The sequence below is a fragment of the Streptomyces sp. NBC_01092 genome, from assembly GCF_045039535.1.
In the GTDB taxonomy this organism is placed as follows: Bacteria; Actinomycetota; Actinomycetes; order Streptomycetales; family Streptomycetaceae; genus Streptomyces.
Genome location: NZ_CP108659.1, coordinates 10458932 through 10483979, shown reverse-complemented (window position 1 = coordinate 10483979; position 25048 = coordinate 10458932). Strand labels below are relative to the sequence as shown.

Sequence of the window (25048 nt, the reverse complement as noted above, 5' to 3'; positions counted from 1 at the left end):
GAAGAAATCTTCAGGAAACACGTCGAGGCAGCTAAAGTGCCGGGTGGAGCCCGTACGGGCGGGATGGAGGATTGCGTGATGGCCGAGCGGACCGCACCCGGGCGAGTCGACCGGCGAAAGGCGCGCACGCGCACCGCCCTGGTGGACGCGGCCCAGCGCCTGCTGGCCGAGGGGCGGACGGACGTACCCATCCTGGAGATCACCGAGCGCGCCGACATCGGCGTCGGCTCGTTCTACAACCACTTCGACAGCAAGGAAGAGCTCTTCCGCGTCGCGGTGGAGGAAGCGCTGGAGTGGTGGGGCTCGCTGATGGACCGCCTCACCGCCGACATCGACGACCCGGCGGTCGCCTTCGCGCAGAGCTTCCGCATGACCGGCCGGCTGCACCGCCGCCACCCCGAGCTGAGCCGCGTCCTGCTCGGCCAGGGCCTGGAACTGACCCGCTCCGAAAGCGGCCTGGCGCCCCGGGCGTTCCATGACATCCGCACGGCGGTGGACGCGGGGCGGTTCGAGGTGGAGGACCTGGACCTCGCCCTCGTGATGACGGCGGCGGCCGTGCTGGCGCTGGGCTCGCTGTTGCACGCCCAGCCCGACCGTGACGACGCACAGTCCGCGGACCTGGTCGCCCGCAGTCTGCTGCGGCAGTTCGGCCTCCCGGCCGACGAGGCCGCGCGGATCTGCTCGCTCGACCTGCCGGACCTCGACCTGGTCGACACCCTCGTCGGCTGAGCGCCGTCAGGGCGGTACGCCGCCCCTGCTGTAGGGGGTGCTCCAATTAGAGTGGACGCTTCAGACTGTGATCGTTCACCAGAGATCGACGGCCCGGTACGACGACCCTGCCGGCCGGGGAGGCACCCCATGACCAGTGCGCAGACCACGCGCAAGAAGCGCGCGAACGGGGTGGAGTCACGCCAGCGCATCCTCGACGCCACCGTGGAGATCGCCGGTGAGCGCGGCTACGACGGCACCTCGATCGCGGCCGTCAGCGCCAAGTGCGGGCTGCCCGCCAGCTCCATCTACTGGCACTTCAAGGACAAGGACGACCTGATCGCCGCGGTCATCGAGCGCAGCTTCGAGGCCTGGCTCACGGCCGTCGAGCTGCCCGGCGAGGAGACCGGTACGCCCCTGGAGCGGGTCACCGTCATGGCCGCGAACGTGGCGAAGTCGCTCGTCGACGCCCCCGACTTCCTGCGCCTGGGTCTCATGCTCGCCCTGGAGCGGCGGCCCACCGAACCCCGGGGCCGCACGGTGTTCCTGCAGGTCCGCGGCATCACCCACCACAAGATCGCCGAGGTGGCCGCCGCCCTGTTCCCGGACCTGGACGAGGCGGCCGTGGACACCCTCACCACCTACGCCATCGCCGGCGCCGACGGCCTGTTCGTACAGCGCGAGGTCAAGGGCGATGCCGTCGACCTGGTGGCGCTGTTCGAGCTGCACGCACGGGTCGTCCACGACGCGGCGACACGGTTGGCGCAGGAGCGGTAGAGGTATCCACGGCGACCGGGTCAGCCCGCCCTGAAGGCGTCCGCGTGCTCCGTGGCCCACTGGCCGAAGGTGCGGGCCGGCTGCCCGGTGACCTTCTCGACGGTGTCGAGCACCGTACGGCCGACCTCCGGCGTATTGCCGTACGCCTCCAGCAGGAAGCCGATCACGTCCTGCGAGTGACCGGCCGCCCGCCACTGCGCGACGGCTTGCTCCTCGGTCAGCTCGACCAGGTCGATCTCCCGGCCGCGGGCGGCGGCGACGTGCGCCACCTTGTCGCCCACGGTGAGCAGTTCGGGTCCGGTGATCACGTACTCCTGGCCTCCGTGCCCCTCCTCGGTGAGAGCGACCGCCGCGACCGCGCCGATGTCGCCCTCGTGGACCATGGCACTCAGCCGGGAGACGAACGGCTCGCGCACCTCACCCGAGGCCACGATGCCGTCCGCCCACTCCAGGGCGTTGCCCATGAACTCGACCGGCATGAGCACCGTCCAGTCGACACCGTCGTCCGCCCGCACCGCCTCCTCCAGCGGCGTCGCCTCACCACCGTGCAGCACGGTGACCCGGCGCACGCCGGACGCCCGGGCCAGTTCCAGGATGCGCGGGCCGGTCTCCAGCGGGGCGAAGTAGGCCCCGCCGAAGGTGATCAGGTGGACGCCGGTGACGCCCTCCAGGGCCGGGATCAGGCTGTCCGGGTCGGTCAGGTCGCCCTGGACCACCTCGACCCCGGCCGGGAGGTCGGCCTTGGCCGCGTCCCGGGTGAGTGCGCGGACCGCGTGACCGCGGGCGAGCAGTTCGGCGACGACCTGGCGGCCGACGGTTCCGGTGGCCCCGGTGACAAGAATCTTCTGCGTCTGCGTCATGGAACCACCGTAGAAAGACTTGCGGTCAGGTTCTGTCCGCAAGTACCGAGAGGTCGTTGTCGACCGTGTAGTAGGGGCGCACGACCGCGCCGCCGATCACGGCCGCCGGAAGGACGAAGATCTCCTTGCGGTCCGCGATGTCGTCGAAGAGACGGCCGATCCGGATGGACGTCTCCTCCCCGGTCGCTGCGGGTACGGCCCGGACGAACAGGTCCCACACACGGTCCCCGGTGTCGTCGGCGCCGACCAGTTCGCCGTAGTCCACGGTGAAGGAGAAGCCCCGCCCGTCGTCCTTCGCCCGCGGCACGACGGTCCGTTCGGTGCCGCCACCGCCCCGCAGGCGCAGCCGGACCGCGGCTCCCCCGGCGAGCGTGGCGCCGTGGAGCCGCGCTCCGACCGTCATCGACCGGTCCGTGACATCGATGCCGTCGACCTCCGCATGGGCCGTGCGCAGCCACGCCCGCACCGCGAGGTAACCGTCTTTGGTGACATACGGGACCCGCACGGCGACCGGCGACTGCCAGTCACGCAGGTGCCCGCCGAGGAGGGCCCGAAGGTCGCGCAGGCCGGGGCGCAGGCGCCGGCGTGGTGCGTCCGGTTCGGGGAGAAGGTAGACGTCCCACCGGCCCTCGGCGAGTAGGGGCTGGGGCGCGAGGACGGCACAGGGACGGCCGTCCTCGCCCTGTTCCGGATCGAGCACGTGGAGGATCTTCTCGGGCTGCCCCTTCTTGGGGCGAAGTCGCAGGAGCAGACGCCCCGTTGCCGACGGCGCCCGGAGGGCGAAGGTGATACGGCCGTCCGCGTCGGCCGTGCAGTCGGTGCGCAGGTCGGCCGCGCTCGCGGCGGCGGGATCGGTGGTCATCGGTGTCCCCTCCGTACCGTGCGCAGCGCGCCGGAGGCCACGGTGTGCGCGGCGTCGCGGGCGGCGAAGCCCTGGCTGACCAGGGCGCGTTGTATTCGTCCGGGTTCTGCGGCGGTCCGTCGCCCGGTCCTGCGCGCGGCCAGCACCTCGTCGATCAGGTGCTCGGCCTGTTCCACGACAGGGACGGGGGCGAAGCGTCGCGCGTTCTCCAAGGCCGTGCGTCCCATCCGCCGGCGCCGTTCGTCGTCGCGGACGAGTTCCAGCAGGGCGGCGCTCATCGCCTCGCGGTCGCCGACGGGCACGAGCCGGCCGTCGGTGCCGTCGTCGATGATCTCACCGGGCCCGTACGGGCAGTCGGTGCTGACGACCGGCAGTCCGCAGCGCATCGCCTCCACGATGGTCATGCCGAACGGCTCGAAGTTGGCCGCGGTCGCGCCGATCGAGCCCTTGACCCACTCCGCCTCCATCGGGGCGGCCGCACCCATCAGGAAGGCGTGGTCGCTCAGGCCGAGGTCGTGGATGAGCTGCCGTAGCCGCGCGTGTTCCTCGCCCTTGCCGTAGATGCGCAGTTGCCAGTCCGGGTGGGCGGCGGCGACCGGGGCGAAGGCCTCGATGAGGAGGTCGTAGCGCTTCACCGGGACCAGTCGGCCGGCCGCGACCACCACCTTCGCGGTGCCGTCCGCCGCGGGCAGCATCGGATCGGGGACGCTGTTCGGGAGGGCCGCCACCCGGACCCCGGGCAGTCGCATCTTGCGCCGGTAGACGGCGGCGTCCGCCTCCGTGACGGTGGTGAGCGCGTCGAGCCGGCGGTAGGCCCGGCGCAGTGCGGTGCGCAGCCGGGGCGAGTGGTTGTCGAGGGTGAGATGCTCCTGCCCGATGCGGACGACGCGCTGCGGGGCCTGGCGCGCGAGGTGCACGTTGAGGCCCGGCCGGGTGCCGATGACGACGTCGGCGTCGGTCGCCGCCAGGCACTCGCCGATCCGCCGGTCGGTCAGTTCGCTGTACTGCCCGTAGCGGTACTCGGCGGCGGGAAACACCCGCGCCGGTCTGAGATGCAGGGGATGTTCCTTCTCGTGCCGCAGGTCCACCAGTGGCCTCAGGGAGACTCTCGGGTCCAGGGCGAAGTTCGGGTGTTCCCGGTGCCGAAGGGCGGAGACGATCTCCACCTCGTGCCGCTCGGCGAATGCCTGGGCCAGGTTGAACGTGGTGGTGATCGTGCCTCCGATCCCGTAGGCGTTGTGCAGCAGGAAAGAGATCTTCATGGCGGACTAGACCCCGCTGGACCTCTTTGAGTTGCCTCCTGTTACCCCTCCGTTGCCTTGCAGGTCATGCACTCGACAGACGGACCAGCAGCACACCGGGCGTGCGAGGCAGCGTCACCCGCAGTGCGTCGCCGTCCCAGAGCGCCGAACCGGCCGACGCGGAGGCAGGGTGGAGGATCTCCGTGCGGACGTCCAGGTGCGCCAAGTGGTCGATGGGCAGCCGCAGTTCGGGCGTGCCGCCCCGGCGCCAGACCGACACGTACGTCGTCCGGTCGTCCGGCGACCGCATGCCGAGCGCCAGCCACTCGTCCGTCCACCCGGGCAGTCCCAGCGGCCAGAACGGCACGGCACGGGCCAGGTCCCGGCGGATCGTCCGGTACGTCGTCAGCGCGTCGCGTACGAGGCCGAGTTGACGTGGTGTCATACGGTCCAGGTGTCCCGAGAGGTGGATCCGGCCCAGCAGGGCTCCGCCCAGGGTGAAGGCGATCAGGCCGTCGTCGAAGTCGGGCTGCGGGTAGGCCCAGACGGCGCCCTGTTCGGGCGGTACGGCGCTCGGTGCGCCGGCGGCGATCGGCGGGTAGCGCAGCGGGTTCTGCTGGTCGCTGGTGGACTGGAGTTGGGTGACGGTCAGCGTGGCTCCGTCCATGCGCATGCCGCCCGAGGCACAGTTCTCGATCACCAGCTGCGGATACCGGTCCAGCACTTCGGAGAGCCAGTCCAGGTAGGCGCGGGCGTGACCGAGCAGTCCGGCGCCGGGCGCGAGGTCCCCGGGGGCGACGGTTCCGGGGTCGATCACGATGTTGTAGTCCAGCTTGAGATAGCCCACGCCACACTCGCCGACGATCCGGTCGATCGTGCCGTCGAGGTGCGCACGGGCGGCGGGATGGCGCAGGTCGAGCTGGTGGCGGCCCTGTTCGGTGAGGCGTATCCCGTCACGCTGGAAGAAGGCGTCCGGCGGCAGGGCGGCGGCGAGCGGGCTGCGTACGCCGACGGCCTCGGGCTCCAGCCACAGCCCGGGCACCATGCCGCGCTCACGGATCCGGTCCAGGACCGGTCGGATCCCGCCGTCGGGGAAGCGGCGCTTCGAGGGCAGCCACTCGCCGACGCCGTCCCACCAGCCGCCGTCCGCGGTGTCGTCGTACCAGCCGGCGTCGATGCAGAAGTACTCCGCGCCCGCGTGCGCCGCCGCGTCGATCAGGGGCAGCAGCTTCTCGGTGGTGGGGTCGCCCATGAGCGTGTTCATGTAGTCGTTGAAGACGACGGGGAGCGCGGAGTGGTCGGGGTGCGGGCGGCGCACGGCCCGGCGGTACGAGGTGAGCGCGCCCATGGCCTCGTCGAGCCCGGAGCCGAGCGCCAGTACACCCGGCACCGTGGTGAACTCCTCGCCCGCGTCGAGCCGGATACGCCACTGGTGCTCCGCGTCGGTGGGCCCGTTCAGCGCGAGGTACGTGCCGCGCGCGCTCTCGCCCAGGTCCCAGCGCCAGCCGGCCGGGGACTCGACCTGCCACAGCCAGGTCCGCCCGCTCCTCCGCTCGGTCAGCGCCCCCATGGGCAGATGACCGTCGGTGGGCCAGCTGCCGCGCCCGGCCAGGACGAGGGCGGCGCGGCTGTCGTGCTGATGGACGTCGAGGTCGATGTCGACGACGGTGTCGCGCAGTGGCTCGGTGTACCAACGGCACTCCGCGAGCCAGTCGTTGCGGGCCCGCAGCACGTCGAGGGCGTCCGGTGCGGGCAGCCCGCCGAACAGCAGGCTGCTGACGGACTGGACGACGAGGGGCTCCGCGCCGTCGTTGCGGAGCCGGACACGGGAGCGGAGCACCGGGAGTCCGTCGGGGGACGTCAGCTCGGCGAACGCGGTCAGCCCTGTGGCCGGGTCGTGGAGTTCGACATGCAGCCACCTCCAGTCGCCGCGCCTGCCGGTGCGGTGGTCCCGGTACCTCAGCCGCGCCCCGAGGGCCGTACCGGTGAAGCGCGGGCCGGACCAGCCGCTGCCGTGCCCGAGTGCGGTCAACTCGACGAGCGGGAGGGCGGATTCGGGCTCGACGGGACGCGGTCCGCCCGGACGGTCGAGACCCACGAGTCGCGGAGTTCCGTCAGCGGCGACGGCGAACTCGGCCCGCAATGCCGCATGGCCCCAACTGAACCTGTCACACGCACTGATACCCGTACCGGACAAGGTGCCCCCTCTTGACGACCCCCATGTGACCGGTAACAATCCTGGCATGAATGTGACCGGTCACACAAGGCGCCCTGCGAGCATCCGGGACGTCGCGACCGCCGCCGGCGTCTCGTACCAGACCGTCTCCCGGGTGATCAACAGCCACCCCAGCGTCAAGCCCGCCACCCGGGACCGCGTGCTCGCCGCCATCGACGAGCTGGGCTTCCGCCGCAACGCCACCGCGCTCGCCCTGGCCAGCGGCCGCAACAGGGCCGTGACCGTGCTCACCGCGAACACCACCCACCACGGCTACGCCTCCATCCTCCAGGGCGTCGAGGAGGCGGCCCGCGCGGCGTCGTACGCGGTCGGGATCGGCGTTCTGGAATCGGCGCAGGAGGCGGCCGTCGCCGCCCAGGTGCAGCGGGCGGCGGACGCGGGCGGCGGGATCGTCGTGATCGCCTACGACCCTGCGGGAGTGCGGGCCCTCGGTGCCGTCCCCGCCGAACTCCCGGTCGTCGGCGTGGTCGAGACCCCGGCGAGCCCGCCGCGCGGCGACCGCCCCTGGGTGTGGACCGACGACCGCGAGGCCGCCTACGAGGCGACCCGCCATCTGCTCGCCCTGGGCCACGAGACGGTGCACTACGTCACCATCCCGTCCGGCACCCGCCGCACGAGCGCCCGCACCAGCGGATGGCGACGGGCGCTGAAGGAGGCGGGCGCACCCGAACCCCGCCCCGTACAGGGCAGTTGGGGCCCCGCGGGCGGTCACGCGGCAGGCCTGGAGCTGGCCCGGGACCCCGCCGTCACCGCGATCCTGTGCGGCAACGACGACCTCGCGCTCGGCGTGCTGCGCGCGCTGCACGAGTGCGGTCGCCGCGTCCCCGGCGAGGTCAGCGTGGCCGGGTTCGACGACGCCCCGCACTCCGCCTATCTGACCCCGTCGCTGACCACCGTACGTCTGGACTTCACCGGGCTGGGAAGGGCCGCGTTCGCGCTGCTGCACGGGGTTCTGGAGGAGGCCGCGCAGATCGCGCCGCATCCGGTCTCGGTGCCGGAGCTGGTGGTCCGGGAGAGTTCGGGGCCGCCGCCGGTCGCCGTTTGAGCGCCGCTGTTCCGAGTCCCGCTTCCTGAACCACCCGTTCTCGAAAGGCACGTGATGAAGACGAGAGCTCTCGCTGTCCCGGCGCCCACCCCGCAGCGCCTCACCGTCGATCTCGCCGCCTCCGAGGGCCCGGTGCTGCTCGGTGCCAACGGGGCGCTGTACGGGCTCAGTGACGACGGGGTGCCCGGCGACGCCGTGCTGGAGCCGCTGAAGATCACCAGCGTCACGCAGAAGCCCGAGGGCGGGGCCCAGCATCCGGGCGGCGACGCGCTGACCGTCTCCAGGTCGTTCTTCCGCAACGGCGGCGGCGAGATCCTGGTGATGATGCAGGACGTCCACGCCGAGTGGCCGTACGAGGACCTCGGCATCGACGACTACCTCACCAAGGTCGACAAGGTCGTCAAGGAGGTGGCGGCGCACCCCGACAGTGACCGCTTCGTCTACATCCCGTTCAACGAGCCCGACCAGATCTGGTATCAGCTCGAAGTCGCCGACCAGGCACAGTACGAGGCCAACCGCGACCGGTTCCTCCGGGACTGGAGGACGGTGTACCGACGCATCCGCGCGATCGACCCGGACGCGCGGATCGCAGGCCCCAACGAGGCCGGCTACCACCCCCGCCTGATGCGGGACTTCCTCGCCTTCGCCCGACGCGAGAACGTCCTGCCCCAGGTCATCACCTGGCACGAGCTGAGCTCCGACTCGCTGCGGGACTTCCAGGCGCACCACGACGACTACCGCTCGCTGGAGTGCGAGGCGGGAATTGCGCCGCTGAGGATCAACATCGACGAGTACGGCAACCGGCGGGACCTGTCCGTGCCCGGGCAACTCGTGCAGTGGGTCTCGATGTTCGAGAGGAACAAGGTCTACGCCAACACGGCCTACTGGGACGCGGCGGGCAGCCTCAACGGCCATGTGGTCCGCACCGGCATCCCCAACGGCGGTTGGTGGTTCTTCCGCTGGTACGCGGGGCTGACCGGCGACACCGTCAAGGTGAGCCCGCCGCAGGCCGACGCCGTCGACACCCTCCAGGGCCTCGCCTCCCTCGACACCACCCGCCGCCAGGCCCAGGTGCTGCTCGGCGGGGGCGAGGGCGACTGCGACGTCGTGGTCCGCGACGTCCCCGGGTCCGTCTTCGGCCGTACGGTCGGCGTGACCGTCGCCGAGGCGGCCTGGTCCGGCTACGAAGGCCAGCACGCGTCGCCCCTTGTCCTGGCGCGGACGAAGGTGCCGGTGGCCGAGGACGGTTCGGTGACCGTGCCGCTGCGCGGCATGCACAGGATGTCCGCCTACCGGATCGTCCTCATCCCGGGCGGCCGCGGCACCCCGTCCACGCCGTCGGTGCCCTGGACGGCGTCGTACGAGGCGGAGGCGGCGGCCGTCACCGACGGCGAGGTCCGTACCCAGGGCACGGTCGAGAACGCAGGCGGCTACGCCGCCTCCGGGACTCAGGATGTCGGCGCCCTCGACCGGCCCACCAGCAAGGTCGACTTCACGGTGACGGTGCCGCGCGTCGGGACGTACGACCTGGCGGTCCTCTACGGCAACCAGTCCGGCGGCCCCGCCACCCAGCGGCTCTCGGTGGACGGTGGCGACCCGGTCACCGTCACCTACCCGTCCACCGAGAACTGGACCTACCGCGCCAGGAAGGAGCTTCCGATCCACCTGTCGGCCGGCAGCCACCTACTGACGCTCGCCAAGGGCTCCGCCGAGGTCACCCTCGACCGCATCGACCTGACCGCCCGCACCGGCGAACCCTCCGCCTCGTACGAGGCCACCCTGGCGGACATCGACGGCAGCCCGTCGTACGACTACTCCTCGTCAGGCGGAGTCGGCACGGGCGCGCTGGTCCTGGGGCCGGGCGACAGGGCCGTCTTCGACGTCTACGCCCCGCGCGACGCCTATTACACGGTCGTGCCGCGGGCTTCGGCGACGGTGGAGCTCGCCCTGCACGGAGAAACGGTCACGGCGGCGCCCGGAGCTCCGCTGCGCCTCTACCTGGCGGCGGGCAACAACCGCGTCACGGTCACCGCGCAGCACTGCGCGCTCCGTTCCCTCGACGTCTCGGGCGACGGCTCGACCGCCGGCACGCTCTGCCACGAGGCTGCCTCGGCCGTCCTCGCGGGCGGGGCCGAACTCGTCGACTCGGCGTTCGCCTCCACCGGCTCCCGCATCGGCCGGCTCGGCAACAGCCCTTCCAGCACGGCCGAGTTCACGGTCGAGGCGCCCAGCTCCGGCCGCCATCTGCTGGTCGTCCACTACGCGCACAACGACCGGCGCGACAACGGCCACGCCTACAACACGGACATCACCTCCCGAACGGCGGACATCACAGTGGGCGACGCCGCGCCGGTGCGGGTCACCTTCAAGAACACCTGGAGCCGGGACGACTACTGGACGGTGAGCGTCCCGGTCGAGCTGAGTCAGGGCCCCAACAAGGTGACGTTCGCCAACGCGACCGCGTGGGCGCCGGACATCGATCGGATCGAGCTGGGCCGAGTCGTCGACCGGCCGTAGTCGCCGCCCGGCAGTCGCACACGCGTCAGGCGACCTGACCGCTGTGCAGTGCCGCGTACGCCCCGCCCCGGCGCAGGAGTTCCTCATGGGTGCCGATCTCCTCGATGCGGCCGTCCCCCAGCACCACGATCCGGTCCGCGCCGCGCACCGTGGACAGGCGGTGGGCCACCACGAAGGTGGTACGGCCGCGCAGGAGCCGGGCCAGGGCCTGCTGGACGAGCGCCTCCGACCGGGTGTCCAGGGCCGAGGTCGCCTCGTCCAGGACCAGCACTCTGGGGTCCCGGATCAGAGCCCGGGCGATGGCCAGGCGCTGTCGCTGCCCGCCGGACAGCCGCGCCCCGCGCTCGCCGACCAGGGTGTCCGGCCCCTGCGGCAGCCGGTCGACGAACTCCAGCGCGTTGGCGTCGCGCAGCGCGGCGCGCACCGTCTCCTCGTCGGCGTCGTCCATGCCGTAGGCGACGTTCTCCCGGATCGTGCCGTCGAACAGGATCGACTCCTGCGGCACGACCGACAGGAAGCGGCGGTACGTGCGCAGGTCGAGGGTGTTCATGTCCGTGCCGTCGAGCAGCAGTCGGCCGGAGGTCGGGCGGATGAAGCCGATGACGAGATTCAGCACGGTGGACTTGCCCGCACCGGACGCGCCGACGAGGGCGACCGTCTCCCCCGGCGACACGGAGAGGGTGAAGTCACGCACCGCGGGGCGACCGCTGTCATAGGCGTAGCCGACCCCCTCGAAGGTCACGGCGCCGCGCAGCGCGGCGAGTTCGGCCTTGCCCTCGTTGTCCTCCAGCTCGGGGGCCTGGAGCACCTCGCCCACGGAACGGACGGACTCCAGGCCCTTGGTGATGACCGGGGCCAGACCGGCCAGCGTGGTCGTGGAGTTGGTGAGGGTCGTCAGGAACGCGCTCAGCATGACGACGTCGCCGGCGGTGACGCCCCACACGCCGTAGTAGGAGATCAGCGCCGCTCCGGCGAGGACCAGTACGCCGACCACGTTCAGCACGACCCAGGCGAGCGAGCCGAAGCGGCCGTTGACGAGGTCGAGGCGCATGCCGGAGGTCAGCAGCCGGTGCAGGGTGCCGTCCATGCGCCGCAGTGCCTTGCCCTCCAGCCCGTGGGCGCGGGTGACCGGTATGAGGCGGGTCATCTCCGTGACGCGGGACGACAGGGTCTCGACCTCGTGGCGGAAGCTCTCGTTGTGGGTGCGCAGCCGCGCGCGGAGGCGGGCGACGACCAGTGCGGCGGCGGGCACGACGACGAGGAAGACCGGCACGAACTCCGGTGTGCGTACGGCGATGATGGCCAGGCCGCCGATGAGGACGGTGATCGCGCCGAGTCCCGTCTCCGCGGTCTGCTGCACCATCTGCTCGACGGCCTCGACGTCCCGCACGACCTTGGCCTGGAGCACACCGGCGCTGACCCGCGAGTGGTAGCCGATGGAGAGTTGCTGCATGCGGGTGCACAGCGCGGAGCGCAGGCTGGTGCCCATACGGCGCACGCTGCCGTAGAGCAGGCGTACGTAGAGCACGTGCAGGGGGTAGTTGACCAGCAGGATGAACATGATCACGCCGGTGCTCAGCCAGAGCCTGCTGATCGACTGGTGCTGGACGACGGTGTCGATGATGGACGCGGTGATCAGCGGCAGCAGCCAGACCGGACTGTGCTTGACCGTGAAGACGCCGACCGCCGCCGCGAGGCGGTGACGGTCGGCGCGGAACAGATAGGCGAGCGTGCGGACCGGGTGTTCGTCCCGGTAGCGGTGGTCGAGCGGTCTCTCGTGTGACGACGCCATCGGCGTTGTCCTCCCCAAGGTGCCGGATGAAGAGCGAGCCAGTGGACAGCAAGCGCTTACCCATCCCGTACCGGCAGGATGTACACGCGATTCCTCAGACGGCGTCCAACTCCGCGATCTCCTCGGCGGTGAGCACGAGGTCGCTCGCGCCGAGCGAGTCCAGGATCGTCTCCGGCCGGCTCGACCCCGGGATCGGGACGACGACCGGTGACTGGGCCAGCATCCAGGCCAGGCACACCCGCTGCGGGCTCACCCCGTGCGCCTCGGCGACCCGCGCGAACGGGGCGTAGGCGGAGCCCAGTTCACCGGCCCGCGAGATACCGCCGAGCGGGCTCCACGGCAGGAACGCGATGCCGAGCTCGTCGCACAGACGCAACTCGGGCTCGCTGGAGCGGAACGCCGGGGAGAACTGGTTCTGTACGGAGACCAGCCGGCCGCCGAGGATGTCGTTCGCCTGCCTGATGCGTTCGGGGTTCGCGTTGGAGATGCCGGCCATGCGGATCTTGCCCTCGTCGAGCAGGTCGCGGATCGCGCCGACCGACTCGGCGTACGGCACCCTCGGGTCGGGGCGGTGGAACTGGTAGAGCCCGATGGCCTCCACGCCGAGCCGGCGCAGGGACGCCTCGCACGCCTCCTTGAGGTGGCGGGGGCTGCCGTCGAGCGTCCAGCTTCCGTCGCCGGGGCGCAGATGGCCGCCCTTCGTGGCGACGAGGACGTCCTTGCCGAGGTCGTGGGAGGCGAGGGCCTTGGCGATCAGGGTCTCGTTGTGACCGACCTCGTGGGCGTCGCGGTGATAGGAGTCGGCGGTGTCGATGAGGGTCACGCCGGCGTCGAGCGCGGCGTGGATCGTGGCGAAGGAACGCGCCTCGTCCGGGCGGCCCTCGATGGACATGGGCATCCCGCCCAGGCCGATCGCGCTGACCTGGACATCCCCGATGCGGCGGGTGTGCATGGGCTCGTGACCTCTTTCGGCTGTCGCTCGGCAACGTTGTCGTCCAGCGTGGACGTCCGGACGCGAGAGGTCCAATAGAAGAAAGAGAACGCATTCAGCGACGACGCCACTGAATCCTTGGCGCCGGGATCGGCCGCCCGGTCCCCCCCTCCCCTTGCGAGGTCTCCCGGTCGTTGTGACACGCTCACCCTCGATTGACGAGCCGATTTCGGCACAGTTGAGAGGCGGCGGCATGCGCATAGGACTGCTCGGCACCGGCCCGTGGGCCCGGATGGCCCATGCCCCCGCACTCAGCGGGCACGGGGAACTGGACTTCGTGGGGGTGTGGGGCCGGCGTACGGCACCCACGAAGGAACTGGCCGACAGCCACGGCGTGCGGGCCTATGACGAGGTCGACGCGCTGCTCGCCGACGTGGACGCGGTGGCCGTCGCCCTGCCCCCGGCGATCCAGGCGGACCTCGCGGTACGGGCCGCGCGGGCGGGCTGCCATCTACTGCTCGACAAGCCGCTCGCGCCGACGGTGAAGCAGGCGCAGGCGGTCGTCGAGGCCGTCGAGGCGGCCGGTGTGGCCTCGGTCGTCTTCTTCACCACCCGTTTCCAGCCGGAGACCGAGGCGTGGGTCACCGAACAGGCCGCTGTGGAAGGCTGGTTCACCGGGCGGGCGCAGTGGCTCGGGGCGGTGTTCAGCGGTGACGACAGCCCGTTCGCGGACTCGCCGTGGCGGCGCGAGAAGGGCGCACTGTGGGACGTGGGCCCGCACGCGCTGTCCGTGCTGCTGCCCGTCCTGGGCGACGCGAGGCGGGTGACCGCGGCCGCGCCCGGCCCCGGCGACACCGTCCACCTCGTCCTCGACCACGTCAGTGACGCGTCCAGCACACTGGCCCTGAGCCTCACGGCTCCGCCGGCCGCCGCGGGGGCCGCTGTGGAACTGCGGGGCACGGCCGGGGTGACACTGCTGCCGGAGAGCTCCGAGAACGCGGTGTCCGCCTTCGGCCGTGCCGGGGACGCCCTGCTGACCGCGGCCCGCACCGGGCAGGCGCACGCGTGCGACGCGGGGTTCGGGCTGCGGGTCAGCGAGATTCTGGCCGAGGCCGAGGCACTGCTGAACGGCGGCTGACCGGCCCTATAGGGCCTGTCCGGCGGATCATTCCGGCGTCGCGGGGCCTGGCACGCCCATCTGCGCTGATGAGACGCCGTTACTTGAAGCCGACCTGGTCCGCCGGACAGGCCCTAGAGGTTGTAGCCGCCGGAGACCTCGATGTTCTGGGCGGTGACCCAGCGGCTCTCTTCGGAGACCAGCGTGGCGATCATCGCGCCGATGTCGTCGGGTTCGCCGACCCGGCCGAAGGCGGACTTCGCGGCGATGGCCGGGACCACCTCGGGGAACCGGGTGAAGGCGTCGTCGCCGAGGCGGGTGCGGGTCGCCCCCGGCGAGACGGCGTTGACCCGGATGCCGCGGCCACTGAACTCCTTGGCCATGTAGCGGGTCAGTACGTCCAGGCCGCCCTTCATCGTGGCGTAGGCCGAGTAGCCGGGCTCCAGGCCGGTGGTGGTGCCCGCCGAGTTGCTGCTGGTGTTGACGACGGCGCCGCCGTCCGCCATCAGCGGCAGCAGCTTCTGCGTCAGGAAGTACGGCCCCTTGAGCAGGACCCGCGTGAGCCGATCGAACATGTCCTCCGTCATGTCCTCGATCAACGCCGTCTGCGCGATCCCCGCGTTGTTGACCAGGTGGTCGAACGTGTCGCGCCCCCACGTCTCCTTGAGCACGCCGGCCACCGTGTCGCGGAAGGCGTCGAAGGTGTCGCTCGCACCGACGTCCAGCGGCAACGCCACGGCGGTGCCGCCCGCCTCCTCGATGGCAGCGACCGTCTCCCTACCGCCGCGCGCATTTTTGCCGTAGGTCAGGATCACCCCGACCCCGCGCTTGGCGATCTCGATGGCGGCACTCTGCCCGATGCCGGAGCTGGCGCCGGTGACGATGGCGATCTTCATGGTCTCTCCTCTGAGTGGACGGAACCGGTGAACTGATTCCATTCAACCCTTCTGACCTGCGGAAACGTTAGAACGATGCTCGCCCGCACTTGCACGATCCTCTCGCGTTCGAGAGCCGTCCGGCGCAACCGTGCTGCAATGGCCGTATGCCTCTGGAAGAGCTCCGCGTGCTGCTGGCCCGGCACGCGCGTCCCGACTGGACCACCCCCATCGACGGTGTCCTCATCTCAAAGGTCGACCGGTCGGATCCGCCTGCGCCCTCGATGTCCGGCACTGTTCTGGCGGTCATCGCCCAGGGCGCCAAACGCCTCGCGCTGGGCGACCGAGTCTTCGAGTACGGCGCCGGGCAGTATCTGGTGGCTTCGGTCGATCTGCCGGTCACCGGCCAGTTCACCGGGGCCGATCCCGAGCACCCCGCCCTGGGCTTCGGGCTCACGCTGGACCCGGCCGCCGTGGCCGAGCTGCTGCTCCAGGCCGGCCCGGGGGTCACTCCCCGCGTCGGCGGCGGCCCGCCGTCGGGGATCGCCGTGAGCGACGCCCCGGACGCGTTGCTCGACGCCGTGGTGCGGCTGCTGCGCCTGATCGACGAGCCCCGCGACCGGGCCGTGCTCGCGCCGCTGGTCAAGCGGGAGATCCTGTGGCGGGTGATCACCGGGGAGCAGGGGGCGACGGTACGTCAGCTCGGCCTGGCCGACAGCGGTCTCAGCCATGTGTCCCGGGCCGTGCGCTGGATCCGCGAGAACTACGCGGATCCCTTCCGGGTCGAGGACGTCGCCCGGATGTCCGGCATGAGTGTCTCCGCCTTCTACCGCAACTTCCAGGCGGTGACCGCGATGAGCCCCATCCAGTTCCAGAAGCAGATCCGGCTCCAGGAGGCGCGTCTGCTGCTCGCCACCCACCCGGGCGACGTCACGGGAGTGGGCCAACGCGTGGGCTATGACAACCCGTCACAGTTCAGCCGGGAGTACCGCCGCCAGTTCGGCGCGCCTCCCAGCAAGGACGCCGCCCGCCTGCGGGACGCCGCGCGCAGCCCTGCGGGTGTCCTGACCTGAGCGGGCCCGGGCGCGGCTGCGGGCTACTCGTCGAAGGGCTCCTCGCTCCATCGGAACCACGCCCTGTCCCCCTCGATGTGCAGCAGGAACTCGGCGACGGGGCCGTCCGGCGAGGACAGCGAGACACGGCTTCGGATCTCCTCGTAGGCCGCCTCCCACACCGCGAGGGCCTCGTCGTCGTCCCGCTCCACCAGGGCGAGTTCACGGGCGAACAGGTCGCGTACCGCGTCGTACCCCGGGCCGGGCGTGAAACGGCCCGACAGCCAGGGGAAGTCGGCCTCGTCGATCTGGATCTCCCCCACCGGCTCGTCGCCACCGCTCACCCGCCACACCCCGCCGTCGAAGCCCATGCCCGCCTCCGTCGCCCGCCGTCGATCACACCGTCGGCCAGCATGCCACCCGGCACTGACAGACGGCCCGGACCCGCGGTCGGGGTCCGGGCCGTCCGCCCTCTATCGGGCCTTGGCGCTACTCCTCAGCTGTGCCGGCCCCTTGACCCGCTATGCCGAGGCTTTCGCTGCGAAGTTGATCCGCTCCTTGACGACCGGGTAGCCCGCCTTGGCGAAGTTCGCGGCCATGGGGAAGTTGCCCTGGTCCGTCGCGCCGGTGACGAACTCCGCGCCCTGCTCGACGAGGACGTGGGTGCACTCCGTGAGGAGGTCGTAGGCGTAGCCGTGGCCCCGCTGTTCCGGGACGACCCCGATGAAGCCGATGGTCGGACCGGACGGGTTGTGGGCCGGGATGTGGATGCCGGCCAGGTCGCCCTCCGGCGTGTGCGCGACCTGCCACCACTCCCGTGGGGACGGGCACCAGTGGAAGAAGTCGAGCTCCGCCTGGGCGGCCTTGTCGATCCCGCCCTCCTCGATGTCCCGCAGGGCGTGCGCGTCCAGGGTGACGGAATGGATGCGCCGCAGCGCGTCGAAGAAGACCGCGTCATCGGGCTCGGCGCTGAACCGCAGCCGTCCGGGCCGCTCGGGCAGGCCGAGCTCCGGCGTCCAGCGGTACAGGAAGCGCTCCACGAGAAGCTCGTGACCGGCCGCACGCGCGGCGTTGAAGCGGGCTTCGGCCGCGGCCTTCAGGGCGGGATCGTCCCGCCAGCCGCCGGGCAGGTTGATTTCGAGCTCGACCTGCCAGGGGGCGGAGCGCAAGAGTTCGGCGCCGGCCTCCTCCTCGCCCTCGGCCACGTCGAACCAGTTGATGTTGATGGGCTCCGAGTCGTCGGGGCCGCCCCACCATGCGCCACGGGCGACGACCGTGCCGTCGCGCAGAGCCACCCGCTTCCACTCGGGGCGGAAGGTGGTGCGCAGGTGCCCCTCACGGGCACCCAGGGGGTCGGGGTGTGCGTCGAAAAGATGGGCGTCGCTCGTGGAGAGCGTACGAATGACCAGATCGGTCACGGAATTCCTCCGGGATAAGGCTGCTTGGAGCGCTCCCGGTCAGATCGCGACACGCACGCCGGGGCAGCGGAAAAGGGAGCGCTGGGAAGATGTGAACTGCACGGCACTCGCCTCCTTCCGTCCGTCTCAGGGCGTGGAGCCACACAGTACGTGATCTTCGGCAGGGCCGTCCATGGGTTTTCTCCCGCCTCTTGGAGCAGACCTCCGTTCTTGGAGCAGACCTCCGTCGCGGTCCGGGAGCGCTCTCAAAGGCTCCTCGAGACTTAAGGCGGCCTTAGGTGAGGATTAAGCGGTTGTGGTCATTCCGTGGCCTTTCAAGTTTCCGCAGTTCAGAGGCATTTGGACGGGCTGCGGACCCATTGGCCGAGGCGGGGGTCATGCGTAGCATCGGGGCTCATCGGTGGCGGGCAGGGTTGGTCCGGGCGCGTTTCGAGAGCGCTCTCAACCGGTCTCGACGGTTCGCCGCCACGGCTCACGTACCCCCACAAGCACCCCGGGAGATCCCCCACATGACTTCCCGTCATCAGCGCCCCCTCGGTCGTCGCAGGCTCCTGTTCGCCCTCGGCGGCGCGGCGGTGGCCGTCCCCGTCGCCGCCACCGTGGCCCCGTACGCACTCGCGGACACGCCCGCGGGCGGTGACGCGCCTGCCGCCGCGGGCCCGCTGCCGTTGACGATCGCCAATGACAGCGGTTCCTTCGGCAACGCGAGCGTCCACCTCTACATCGTCGGCAACCAGGACGGCAGGCAGGTCCGGGTCACGCCCGACGGCACCCTCGCGCCGATCGCGCTGTCGGACAACGGCCCCGACGGCTTCACCGACTACGCCATCCCCCTGGCCGGCGGCGGCGAGACCCGGCTCTCCCTCCCCTACATGTCCGGCCGTATCTATGTGTCGCTCGGCGAGAAGCTCAAGTTCAAGGCCGTCGCGGACGGCAACGGCAACGCCGCGCTCCAGTACCCGGCCGGCTGGGTCACGTCGGACCCCAACTACCCGGTGCTGCACGACTGCGCCGAGTTCACGTACAACGCGTCGGGGATGTTCTGCAACACCACCATGGTCGACATGTTCAGCGTGCCGATGAGCATCCGGCTGACCGGCGCCAAGGACCAGACCGCGGGCAGGCTGCGCGCCGGCGGGCGTGCGGCGGCGTTCGCCGCGGTGCGCGAGGCCGAGGCGTTCGCGCGGCTGGTCGTGGACGACACCCGTGTCATCGCCCCGGGCCACGGTTTGGACGCCGGGCTGTTCGCCAAGGACTACTTCGCCCCGTACATCGACGAGGTGTGGAGCACGTACACCGGACAGGACCTGACCGTCACCACCAACGCGGGGACGTTCACCGGGCGGGTACGCGGTGACCGGTTCACCTTCGACGGGCCCGCCCAGGTGTCCTTCGGCAAGCCGTCGACCCGGGACGTGCTGTTCTGCGACGGCAACCTCGCCGCCCCCAACGACGGCACTACCGGCCCGGTCGCCGCCGTCCTCGGCGCCGGCTTCAACCGCTCGACGCTGCTCAGCCACCCCGCGCAGCCGACGACCGACCCCGCCACCTTCTACCGCACCGACCTCACGAACCACTACGCCGGGGCGATGCACGCCGCGGCCGAGGACGGCAAGGCGTACGGCTTCGCCTTCGACGACGTGGCCGACTTCGCCTCGTACATCCAGGACACGGCACCGACGGGGATCACGCTGACGCTCACGCCCTTCGAGGGCTGACGCGGGCCCGGGCGCGGCGGGCTGCCGGCGGCTCCGGATGCAGGGTTTGCTCGGGCGTTGAATGGTGTTAACAGACCCGATGACCGCACCGGGCCCGAAGAAGTCACCCGGATCCGAGGAGCAGAGATGATGCCGACGTCCCAGCCCGAAGCGTCCGGGCCGTCCGGGGAGCGCGTCACCCCGGACGACCTGCTCCACGCCCGCACCGGCACCGAAGTGTCCCCCGAGGACATTGTCCTTGCCTCAGGCAAGGACATCACCCCCCGCAACCTGGAATGGGCCAAGCGCAAGCTGGCGGCCGAGGGGCCGTCCGCCCTCGACAAGCTGCTGCCGTAGCCGTACCCGCCACGATGCGCGCGGGTCGCCCCGGGGTGCGGGTCGGCACCCCGGGGCGGCCTCGCGTGCCCACCACGACGCCGGTCTAGCCCTCGTCCGCCTTCTCGCCCTCGTCCAGACACAGCACCGGCACCCGCTGGACGAGGTTGTTGGCGAAGCCCCCGCGGTTCCAGGGCTGGTCCAGGGGCTGGCTGTGGCCCTCGGCGTCGGTGGCCCGTGCGCTCAGCACATGCTCCCCCGGGGTGGCCGTCCAGGTGTGCCGCCAGCCCCGCCATGCCCACCGCTGCCCGTCGTCCGGCGCCGCCTCGGCGTCCTGCCAGGTGCGTCCCGCGTCCGTGCTGACCTCGACGCGCGTCACCGGCGCACGCCCGGACCAGGCCCGCCCCTCCAGCGCCACCGGACCGGGCCGGACCACGCGAGCCCGGGACATGAAGTCCGGGAAGCCGGGTGGGACGAGCAGGGCGCGCGGGGCGATACGCGTGACCGGCTCCCCCACGTCACCGGGGTCCCGGCGCAGCCGGTAGGCCACGGCCTGCTGGAACCCCGTGAACGGCTCGTCGACGACGGTGATCCCGCACAGCCACTTCACGTGCGCCATGCCGTACCAGCCGGGCACGATCAGCCGCAGCGGGCGGCCGTGCTGCGGCGGCAGCGGTGCGCCGTTCATCGCGTACGCCACCAGCACCTCGGGATCGCTGCCCGTGGCCACCTCGACGGTCAGGGCACGCCGGTAGTCCTGTTCGACGCCCCGTTCGACGCCGTGGTCGGCGCCGGTGAAGACCACGTCGACCGCGTCCGGGCGGACCCCGGCCTCGGCGAGCAGCAGACGCAGCGGTACGCCGGTCCAGTCGGCGGTGCCGACCGCCTCGACGAGCCAGGGCTGGCTCACCGGCCGCGGGGTCAGCAGGGCGCGGCCGTTCCCGGCGCACTCCAGCGTGACGCGGGTGGTGACCTGTGGGAACCTCCGCAGGTCGGTCAGGTCGAGGCGCAGGGGGCGGCGGACGCGGCCGTCCAGGGTCAGGGGCCAGGGGGTGCCGTCGGGGACGTACGGGATGTCGTAGTGGGTCAGGACGTAGTGCAGGCCCGGCGGGGAGATGTCGTAGCGCAGGGCTTCGAGGGGCAGGCCGTGGTTGCGGGTCGCGAGCGCCAGTTCGTCCCGGCCGATGCCCTCCTGCGGGGCGGCCAGCCGGGCCGGCGTGCTCACGTCGGCGAGTCGGTGACCCATACCCGCATTATCGACCCGCACGCGCGTCATCGCGCCGGTGAAGCGGGCTGGCCCGGGCCGCGTGCGGGGCGCGGACGCAACCTCCGTTCCGTGCCCGGCACTTCACCCGGGCAATGGTTCACGGCTCACCCTTTCGAAAGGGGTCTCGCGGCTGACAGACTCCGGAGGGTGCCCGACTTCGACATGCTCGTCATCGGATCCGGCCCCGGTGGCCAGAAGGCCGCCATCGCCGCGGCCAAGCTGGGTCGCCGCGTCGCCGTGGTCGACCGCCCCGACATGGTCGGCGGTGTCTCCATCCACACCGGGACCATCCCTTCCAAGACCCTGCGCGAGGCGGTGCTGTATCTGACCGGTCTCACCCAGCGCGATCTGTACGGCCAGAGCTACCGGCTCAAGGACGACATCACCGTCTCCGACCTCACCGCGCGCACCCAGCACGTGGTCGGCCGTGAGGTGGACGTCATCCGCAGCCAGCTGTCCCGCAACCATGTCGCCCTGTACGCCGGGACCGGGCGCTTCGTCGACCCGCACACCATCGCCCTGCGCGAGGTCACCGGCCAGGAGCGGCTGCTGACCGCCGAGCACATCGTCATCGCGACCGGCACCCGGCCCGCGCGGCCGGGCAGCGTCGAGTTCGACGGCCGGACGATCATGGACTCGGACAACGTCCTCGCACTGGAGCGGGTGCCGCGCTCCATGGTGATCGTGGGCGCCGGGGTGATCGGCATGGAGTACGCCTCGATGTTCGCCGCGCTCGGCAGCAAGATCACCGTGGTGGAGAAGCGTGCCGGGATGCTCGACATGTGCGACGTCGAGGTGCTCGAGTCGCTCAAGTACCACCTGCGGGACCTCGCCGTGACGTTCCGCTTCGGGGAGACGGTCGCCGCGGTCGAGCGGCATGCCCGCGGGACGTTGACCATCCTGGAGAGCGGCAAGAAGATCCCCGCCGACGCGGTGATGTACTCGGCGGGCCGGCAGGGGCTCACCGACGAGCTGGACCTGGACAAGGCCGGGCTGAGCGCGGACCCGCGCGGCCGGATCACCGTCGACGAGCACTACCGCACCGAGGTGCCGCACATATACGCCGTCGGCGATGTCATCGGTTTCCCGGCGCTGGCCGCGACGTCGATGGAGCAGGGGCGTTCGGCGGCGTACCACGCCTGTGGGGAGCCCGTCGGCCGGATGCACAACCTCCAGCCGATCGGGATCTACACCATCCCGGAGATCAGTTTCGTGGGCCGGACCGAGGACCAGCTCACCGAGGACCGGGTGCCGTTCGAGGTGGGCATCTCCCGCTACCGCGAGCTGGCCCGCGGGCAGATCATCGGCGACTCGCACGGCATGCTGAAGCTGCTGGTCTCCCCCGAGGACCGCACGCTGCTCGGTGTGCACTGCTTCGGTACGGGGGCGACGGAGCTCATCCACATCGGGCAGTCGGTGATGGGCTGCGGCGGAACGGTCGACTATCTCGTCGACGCGGTCTTCAACTACCCCACCCTCGCGGAGTCCTACAAGGTCGCCGCCCTGGACGCCACGAACCGGCTCCGCCAGATCGACCACATCGGAGACTGAGCCACCGAGATCAGGGACCCCCGGGCGAGCCGTTCGCCCGGGGGTCCCGTCGTCGTGCTGTTCGACGGACGTATCGACGGGAGATCTCTTGGCTCTTGAAGCCTCAAAGAGTGTGGCTATCATCACTCGCACACACGGCGTGACTGCGTCGCGACGCAACGGCGTACAGTTTCCGCCACCCCATTTTTGCCGCCCCTGACCCGAGGTCATCCCTCACCGGTTCGTGGCGTTGTTCCATCACACCCCCCTCTACGCCGTCGGGGCCGGTTCGGCTCGGTGGTGTGCAAGACGGAAAGCAGCGCGCATGAGCAACAACAGGGGCAGAGGGCTGCAAGCCAATGCCCTCGGTACGTTCGACACGGTCGTGATGGCGGTCGCGGGCAGCGCCCCTGCGTACTCGATTGCCGCGACCACGGCGGTTCTCGTCGGCGCGGTGGGTCTGGCCAGCCCGGCCGCGCTGCTGTACTGCGCGATACCGATGCTGGGCATCGCACTGGCCTTCAGCCGTCTCGGCCGGATCGATGTGAACGCGGGCGCCAGTTACTCCTGGGTCGGGCGGACACTGCACCCCTTTCTCGGCTTCCTGAGCGGATGGGCGTTGGTGGTCTCGACGACCATCTTCATGGTGGCGGGTTCGCTGCCCGCCGGCTCGATGACCCTGGCCCTGTTCGACGAGGAACTCGCGGAGAACACCGCGCTGTCGACGCTGGTCGGGGCCTGCTGGTTCCTGGTCATGCTGCTGGTGGTGCTGGGCGGGGCACGGCTCACCGTCCGGGCGCAGATCGTGATGTCCGGCGTCGAGTTGGCGATACTGGCCCTCTTCGCGGTACTCGCCCTCTTCCACTCCGGAGGTGCCCGCGCGTTCGACTGGTCCTGGCTCGGCTTCGGGCACTTCGACGGCGCGGCGGGATTCGCGTCGGGGGCGCTGATCGCCGCGTTCTACTACTGGGGCTGGGACGTGACCAGCAACCTCAGTGAGGAGACCCGCAACAGCCGCCGTACGACAGGGCTCGCGGGACTCATCGGAGTGGGTGTCGTCTTCCTGCTGTTCGAGGTCTTCACGATCGCGGTGAACGTCATCCTCTCCTCGCGGCAGATCCAGGAGAACGACGCCAACGTGCTGGCGGTGCTCGGCGAGGAGGTGTGGCCGGGCTGGGGCGGCAAGTTGCTGATCGTGGCGGTGATGCTGTCCACCATCGCCACCCTGGAGACCACGCTCATCCAGGTCACGCGCTCGCTGTTCGCCATGGGCCGGGACCATACGATGCCGTCCGCACTGGGGCGTGTGCACCGCCGCTGGAACACGCCGTGGGTGGCGGTCGCGGTGGTCGGCGTGGTGGCGCTGGCGATGTTCGTCGCCGCCAACTCCCTGGGCACGGTGGGCGACATCCTCTCCGACGCGATCTCGGCGATCGGGTTGCAGATCGCCGTGTACTACGGGCTGGCGGGTCTCGCGGCGGTCGTCGCCTACCGCAAGATGCTGCTGACGTCGGTGGGCGACTTCGTGCTCGGCGGTCTGTGGCCGCTGTTCGGCGCCCTGTTCATGTTCTGGATCTTCTTCGAGTCGCTGGGCGAGCTGAGCGGTTCGGCGATCGTGATCGGCCTCGGCGGTATCGCGGCCGGTCTGGTCCCGATGCTCTGGTACTGGCGGCAGGGCAGCGACTACTACCGGCCGGCGAAACTGGACGCCACGAGGACCGTCGAGGCGGAGTATGTGCCCGCCGGCGGCGACGGTAACGACTCCCTCGTCCACGAGGGTCTTCCGACCGACTTCTGAGGGAGACCCCGATGGCGCGAGGCAACTTCACTTCGGACTTCGACCCCGACTGCGGGGACGCGGCCCTGACGTCTGCCCGCCAGGACATCGTCATCGGCCGCTGGCAGGGGTTGCGGGAACTGCTGCGCGCCACCGGCCCGAACTGGCTGGTGCGGGGCCACCGGGTGCGGCTGCTCGCCCAGGCCTGCGCGAGCAGTTCCACGGCGGAGTCGTGGCTGGCAGCCGAGCCGCACAGCGGCAACGCGCTGGTGCTGCGGGCGGCCACGGAGACGGCCCGGGCGTTCAACCTGGCCATCGCCGCGGGCCGGGGCGTGCCGATCGACACACGGCGCGTCGACACCGCGGTGCTGTCGTGCCTCAGGGCCGCCGACTCCTACCCGGACGATCCGACGCCCTGGATCTCGCTGATCTCCGTGGCACGGCTGTATCCGAAGGGTGTACGGCGCCAGGAACTGGGGCGCTGGTGGGACGAGTTGCACGGGCGCGACCCGTACAGCGTGGAGGGGCATCTGCAGGTGCTGCACTACTACTCCTCGCGCTGGCACGGCACCCACGGCCTGATGTACGACTTCGCCCGCGACGCCGCCGGCGTGGCTCCGTCCGGCTGCCCGCTGCCGGTGCTCGTGCAGTACGCCCGGGTCGAGGAGTTCCGCTACGCGCTGGACGCGGCCAAGGGACAGCACGCCTCCATGGGGCTCGGCCAGCACTGGAACAACGACGGCGCCGTCAGCGACGTACGCCGGACCTGGGAGCGCTGGATCATGGGCCGCGTCGACCAGGAGGTGGCCCCCGGCGAGCTGCGCGACGTCAACTATCTGGCGCACGCGGCCTGTCAAGCGGGCGTCCATGACATCGCCGCGGCCCTGTTCCGCATGCTGGGCCACCGGGCGACCCGCGCACCGTGGGCGTACACCGGCGACCCCGAGAAGCAGCTCGTCAAGTGGCACAGGGAGGTGGGGGTGCAGACCTGACCCCGGCCCCGGGGCGGC

21 protein-coding genes are annotated in these 25048 nt (G+C 71.1%); 11 read left to right on the top strand and 10 right to left on the bottom strand.

Annotation, left to right across the window (positions count from 1 at the left end; genetic code table 11):
* Positions 1-78: 78 nt before the first annotated feature.
* Positions 79-729, top strand: coding sequence for a TetR/AcrR family transcriptional regulator (locus tag OG254_RS46650; RefSeq protein ID WP_405593920.1), 651 nt, complete (start codon positions 79-81; stop codon positions 727-729).
* A gap of 129 nt (positions 730-858) precedes the next feature.
* Positions 859-1485, top strand: a complete 627-nt coding sequence (locus tag OG254_RS46645; RefSeq protein ID WP_405593918.1) for a TetR/AcrR family transcriptional regulator — start codon at positions 859-861, stop codon at positions 1483-1485.
* Between the two features lie 20 nt (positions 1486-1505).
* Here the strand turns inward: OG254_RS46645 and OG254_RS46640 are convergent, their stop codons facing one another.
* The 4 genes from OG254_RS46640 to OG254_RS46625 all read right to left on the bottom strand — a co-directional run bounded on the left by OG254_RS46640 (position 1506) and on the right by OG254_RS46625 (position 6693).
* Positions 1506-2345: an SDR family oxidoreductase gene (locus tag OG254_RS46640; RefSeq protein ID WP_405593915.1), complete on the bottom strand. Its 840-nt coding sequence runs from the start codon at positions 2343-2345 to the stop codon at positions 1506-1508.
* A gap of 25 nt (positions 2346-2370) precedes the next feature.
* Entirely contained in the window at positions 2371-3207 is an 837-nt protein-coding gene (locus OG254_RS46635; RefSeq protein ID WP_405593913.1) for a transferase, read from the bottom strand.
* Positions 3204-4469, bottom strand: a complete 1266-nt coding sequence (locus tag OG254_RS46630) for a glycosyltransferase family 4 protein (protein ID WP_405593911.1) — start codon at positions 4467-4469, stop codon at positions 3204-3206. Before OG254_RS46630 ends, OG254_RS46635 begins: the two co-directional genes overlap by 4 nt.
* Positions 4470-4533: 64 nt before the next feature.
* On the bottom strand, positions 4534-6693 hold the full coding sequence (locus tag OG254_RS46625) for a glycoside hydrolase family 36 protein (RefSeq protein WP_405593909.1): 2160 nt from the start codon (positions 6691-6693) through the stop codon (positions 4534-4536).
* Here OG254_RS46625 and OG254_RS46620 point away from each other — a divergent pair.
* Complete coding sequence (locus OG254_RS46620) at positions 6692-7729, top strand: LacI family DNA-binding transcriptional regulator (protein WP_405593907.1); 1038 nt, start codon at positions 6692-6694, stop codon at positions 7727-7729. The two genes, OG254_RS46625 and OG254_RS46620, sit on opposite strands and share 2 nt — an antisense overlap.
* 54 nt (positions 7730-7783) lie before the next feature.
* Entirely contained in the window at positions 7784-10246 is a 2463-nt protein-coding gene (locus OG254_RS46615) for a cellulosome protein (RefSeq protein ID WP_405593905.1), read from the top strand.
* A gap of 25 nt (positions 10247-10271) precedes the next feature.
* Here OG254_RS46615 and OG254_RS46610 read toward each other — a convergent pair whose 3' ends face one another.
* On the bottom strand, positions 10272-12038 hold the full coding sequence (locus OG254_RS46610; protein WP_405593903.1) for an ABC transporter ATP-binding protein: 1767 nt from the start codon (positions 12036-12038) through the stop codon (positions 10272-10274).
* Positions 12039-12132: 94 nt separating this feature from the next.
* Entirely contained in the window at positions 12133-12990 is an 858-nt protein-coding gene (locus tag OG254_RS46605; RefSeq protein ID WP_405593901.1) for an aldo/keto reductase, read from the bottom strand.
* A 232-nt stretch (positions 12991-13222) separates the two neighbouring features.
* Here OG254_RS46605 and OG254_RS46600 point away from each other — a divergent pair, with 232 nt between their 5' ends.
* Positions 13223-14107, top strand: a complete 885-nt coding sequence (locus OG254_RS46600; protein WP_405593899.1) for a Gfo/Idh/MocA family protein — start codon at positions 13223-13225, stop codon at positions 14105-14107.
* A gap of 113 nt (positions 14108-14220) precedes the next feature.
* Here the strand turns inward: OG254_RS46600 and OG254_RS46595 are convergent, their stop codons facing one another.
* The gene (locus OG254_RS46595; protein WP_405593897.1) at positions 14221-14982 is read right to left on the bottom strand and encodes an SDR family NAD(P)-dependent oxidoreductase; all 762 of its coding nucleotides are present in this window, start codon (positions 14980-14982) and stop codon (positions 14221-14223) included.
* Between the two features lie 146 nt (positions 14983-15128).
* On the opposite strand from OG254_RS46595, the gene OG254_RS46590 reads away from it, so the two are divergent.
* Entirely contained in the window at positions 15129-16034 is a 906-nt protein-coding gene (locus OG254_RS46590) for an AraC family transcriptional regulator N-terminal domain-containing protein (protein ID WP_405593895.1), read from the top strand.
* A 23-nt stretch (positions 16035-16057) separates the two neighbouring features.
* Here OG254_RS46590 and OG254_RS46585 read toward each other — a convergent pair whose 3' ends face one another.
* Together OG254_RS46585 and OG254_RS46580 are read right to left on the bottom strand one after the other, a co-directional pair.
* A complete protein-coding gene (locus OG254_RS46585) occupies positions 16058-16384 on the bottom strand; it encodes a hypothetical protein (protein WP_405593893.1) in 327 nt (108 codons plus the stop codon).
* A gap of 150 nt (positions 16385-16534) precedes the next feature.
* Positions 16535-17431, bottom strand: coding sequence for a GNAT family N-acetyltransferase (locus tag OG254_RS46580; RefSeq protein ID WP_405593890.1), 897 nt, complete (start codon positions 17429-17431; stop codon positions 16535-16537).
* 509 nt (positions 17432-17940) lie between these two features.
* Between OG254_RS46580 and OG254_RS46575 the strand changes: the two genes are divergently transcribed.
* Positions 17941-19149 (top strand): beta-1,3-glucanase family protein, encoded by a 1209-nt coding sequence (locus OG254_RS46575; RefSeq protein ID WP_405593888.1) that lies wholly within the window; start codon positions 17941-17943, stop codon positions 19147-19149.
* A 129-nt stretch (positions 19150-19278) separates the two neighbouring features.
* Positions 19279-19485 (top strand): hypothetical protein, encoded by a 207-nt coding sequence (locus OG254_RS46570; protein ID WP_147995523.1) that lies wholly within the window; start codon positions 19279-19281, stop codon positions 19483-19485.
* 85 nt (positions 19486-19570) lie between these two features.
* On the opposite strand, the gene OG254_RS46565 is transcribed toward OG254_RS46570, so the two are convergent.
* Positions 19571-20710 (bottom strand): sulfite oxidase, encoded by a 1140-nt coding sequence (locus tag OG254_RS46565; RefSeq protein WP_405593885.1) that lies wholly within the window; start codon positions 20708-20710, stop codon positions 19571-19573.
* 168 nt (positions 20711-20878) lie between these two features.
* Here OG254_RS46565 and sthA point away from each other — a divergent pair, with 168 nt between their 5' ends.
* The 3 genes from sthA (at position 20879) to OG254_RS46550 (ending at position 25030) form a co-directional block, all read left to right on the top strand.
* The gene (gene sthA, locus OG254_RS46560; RefSeq protein ID WP_405593883.1) at positions 20879-22282 is read left to right on the top strand and encodes a Si-specific NAD(P)(+) transhydrogenase; all 1404 of its coding nucleotides are present in this window, start codon (positions 20879-20881) and stop codon (positions 22280-22282) included.
* Between the two features lie 304 nt (positions 22283-22586).
* Positions 22587-24059: an APC family permease gene (locus OG254_RS46555; protein ID WP_351192725.1), complete on the top strand. Its 1473-nt coding sequence runs from the start codon at positions 22587-22589 to the stop codon at positions 24057-24059.
* Positions 24060-24070: 11 nt separating this feature from the next.
* On the top strand, positions 24071-25030 hold the full coding sequence (locus OG254_RS46550) for a hypothetical protein (RefSeq protein WP_405593881.1): 960 nt from the start codon (positions 24071-24073) through the stop codon (positions 25028-25030).
* The last annotated feature ends 18 nt before the right edge of the window (positions 25031-25048 follow it).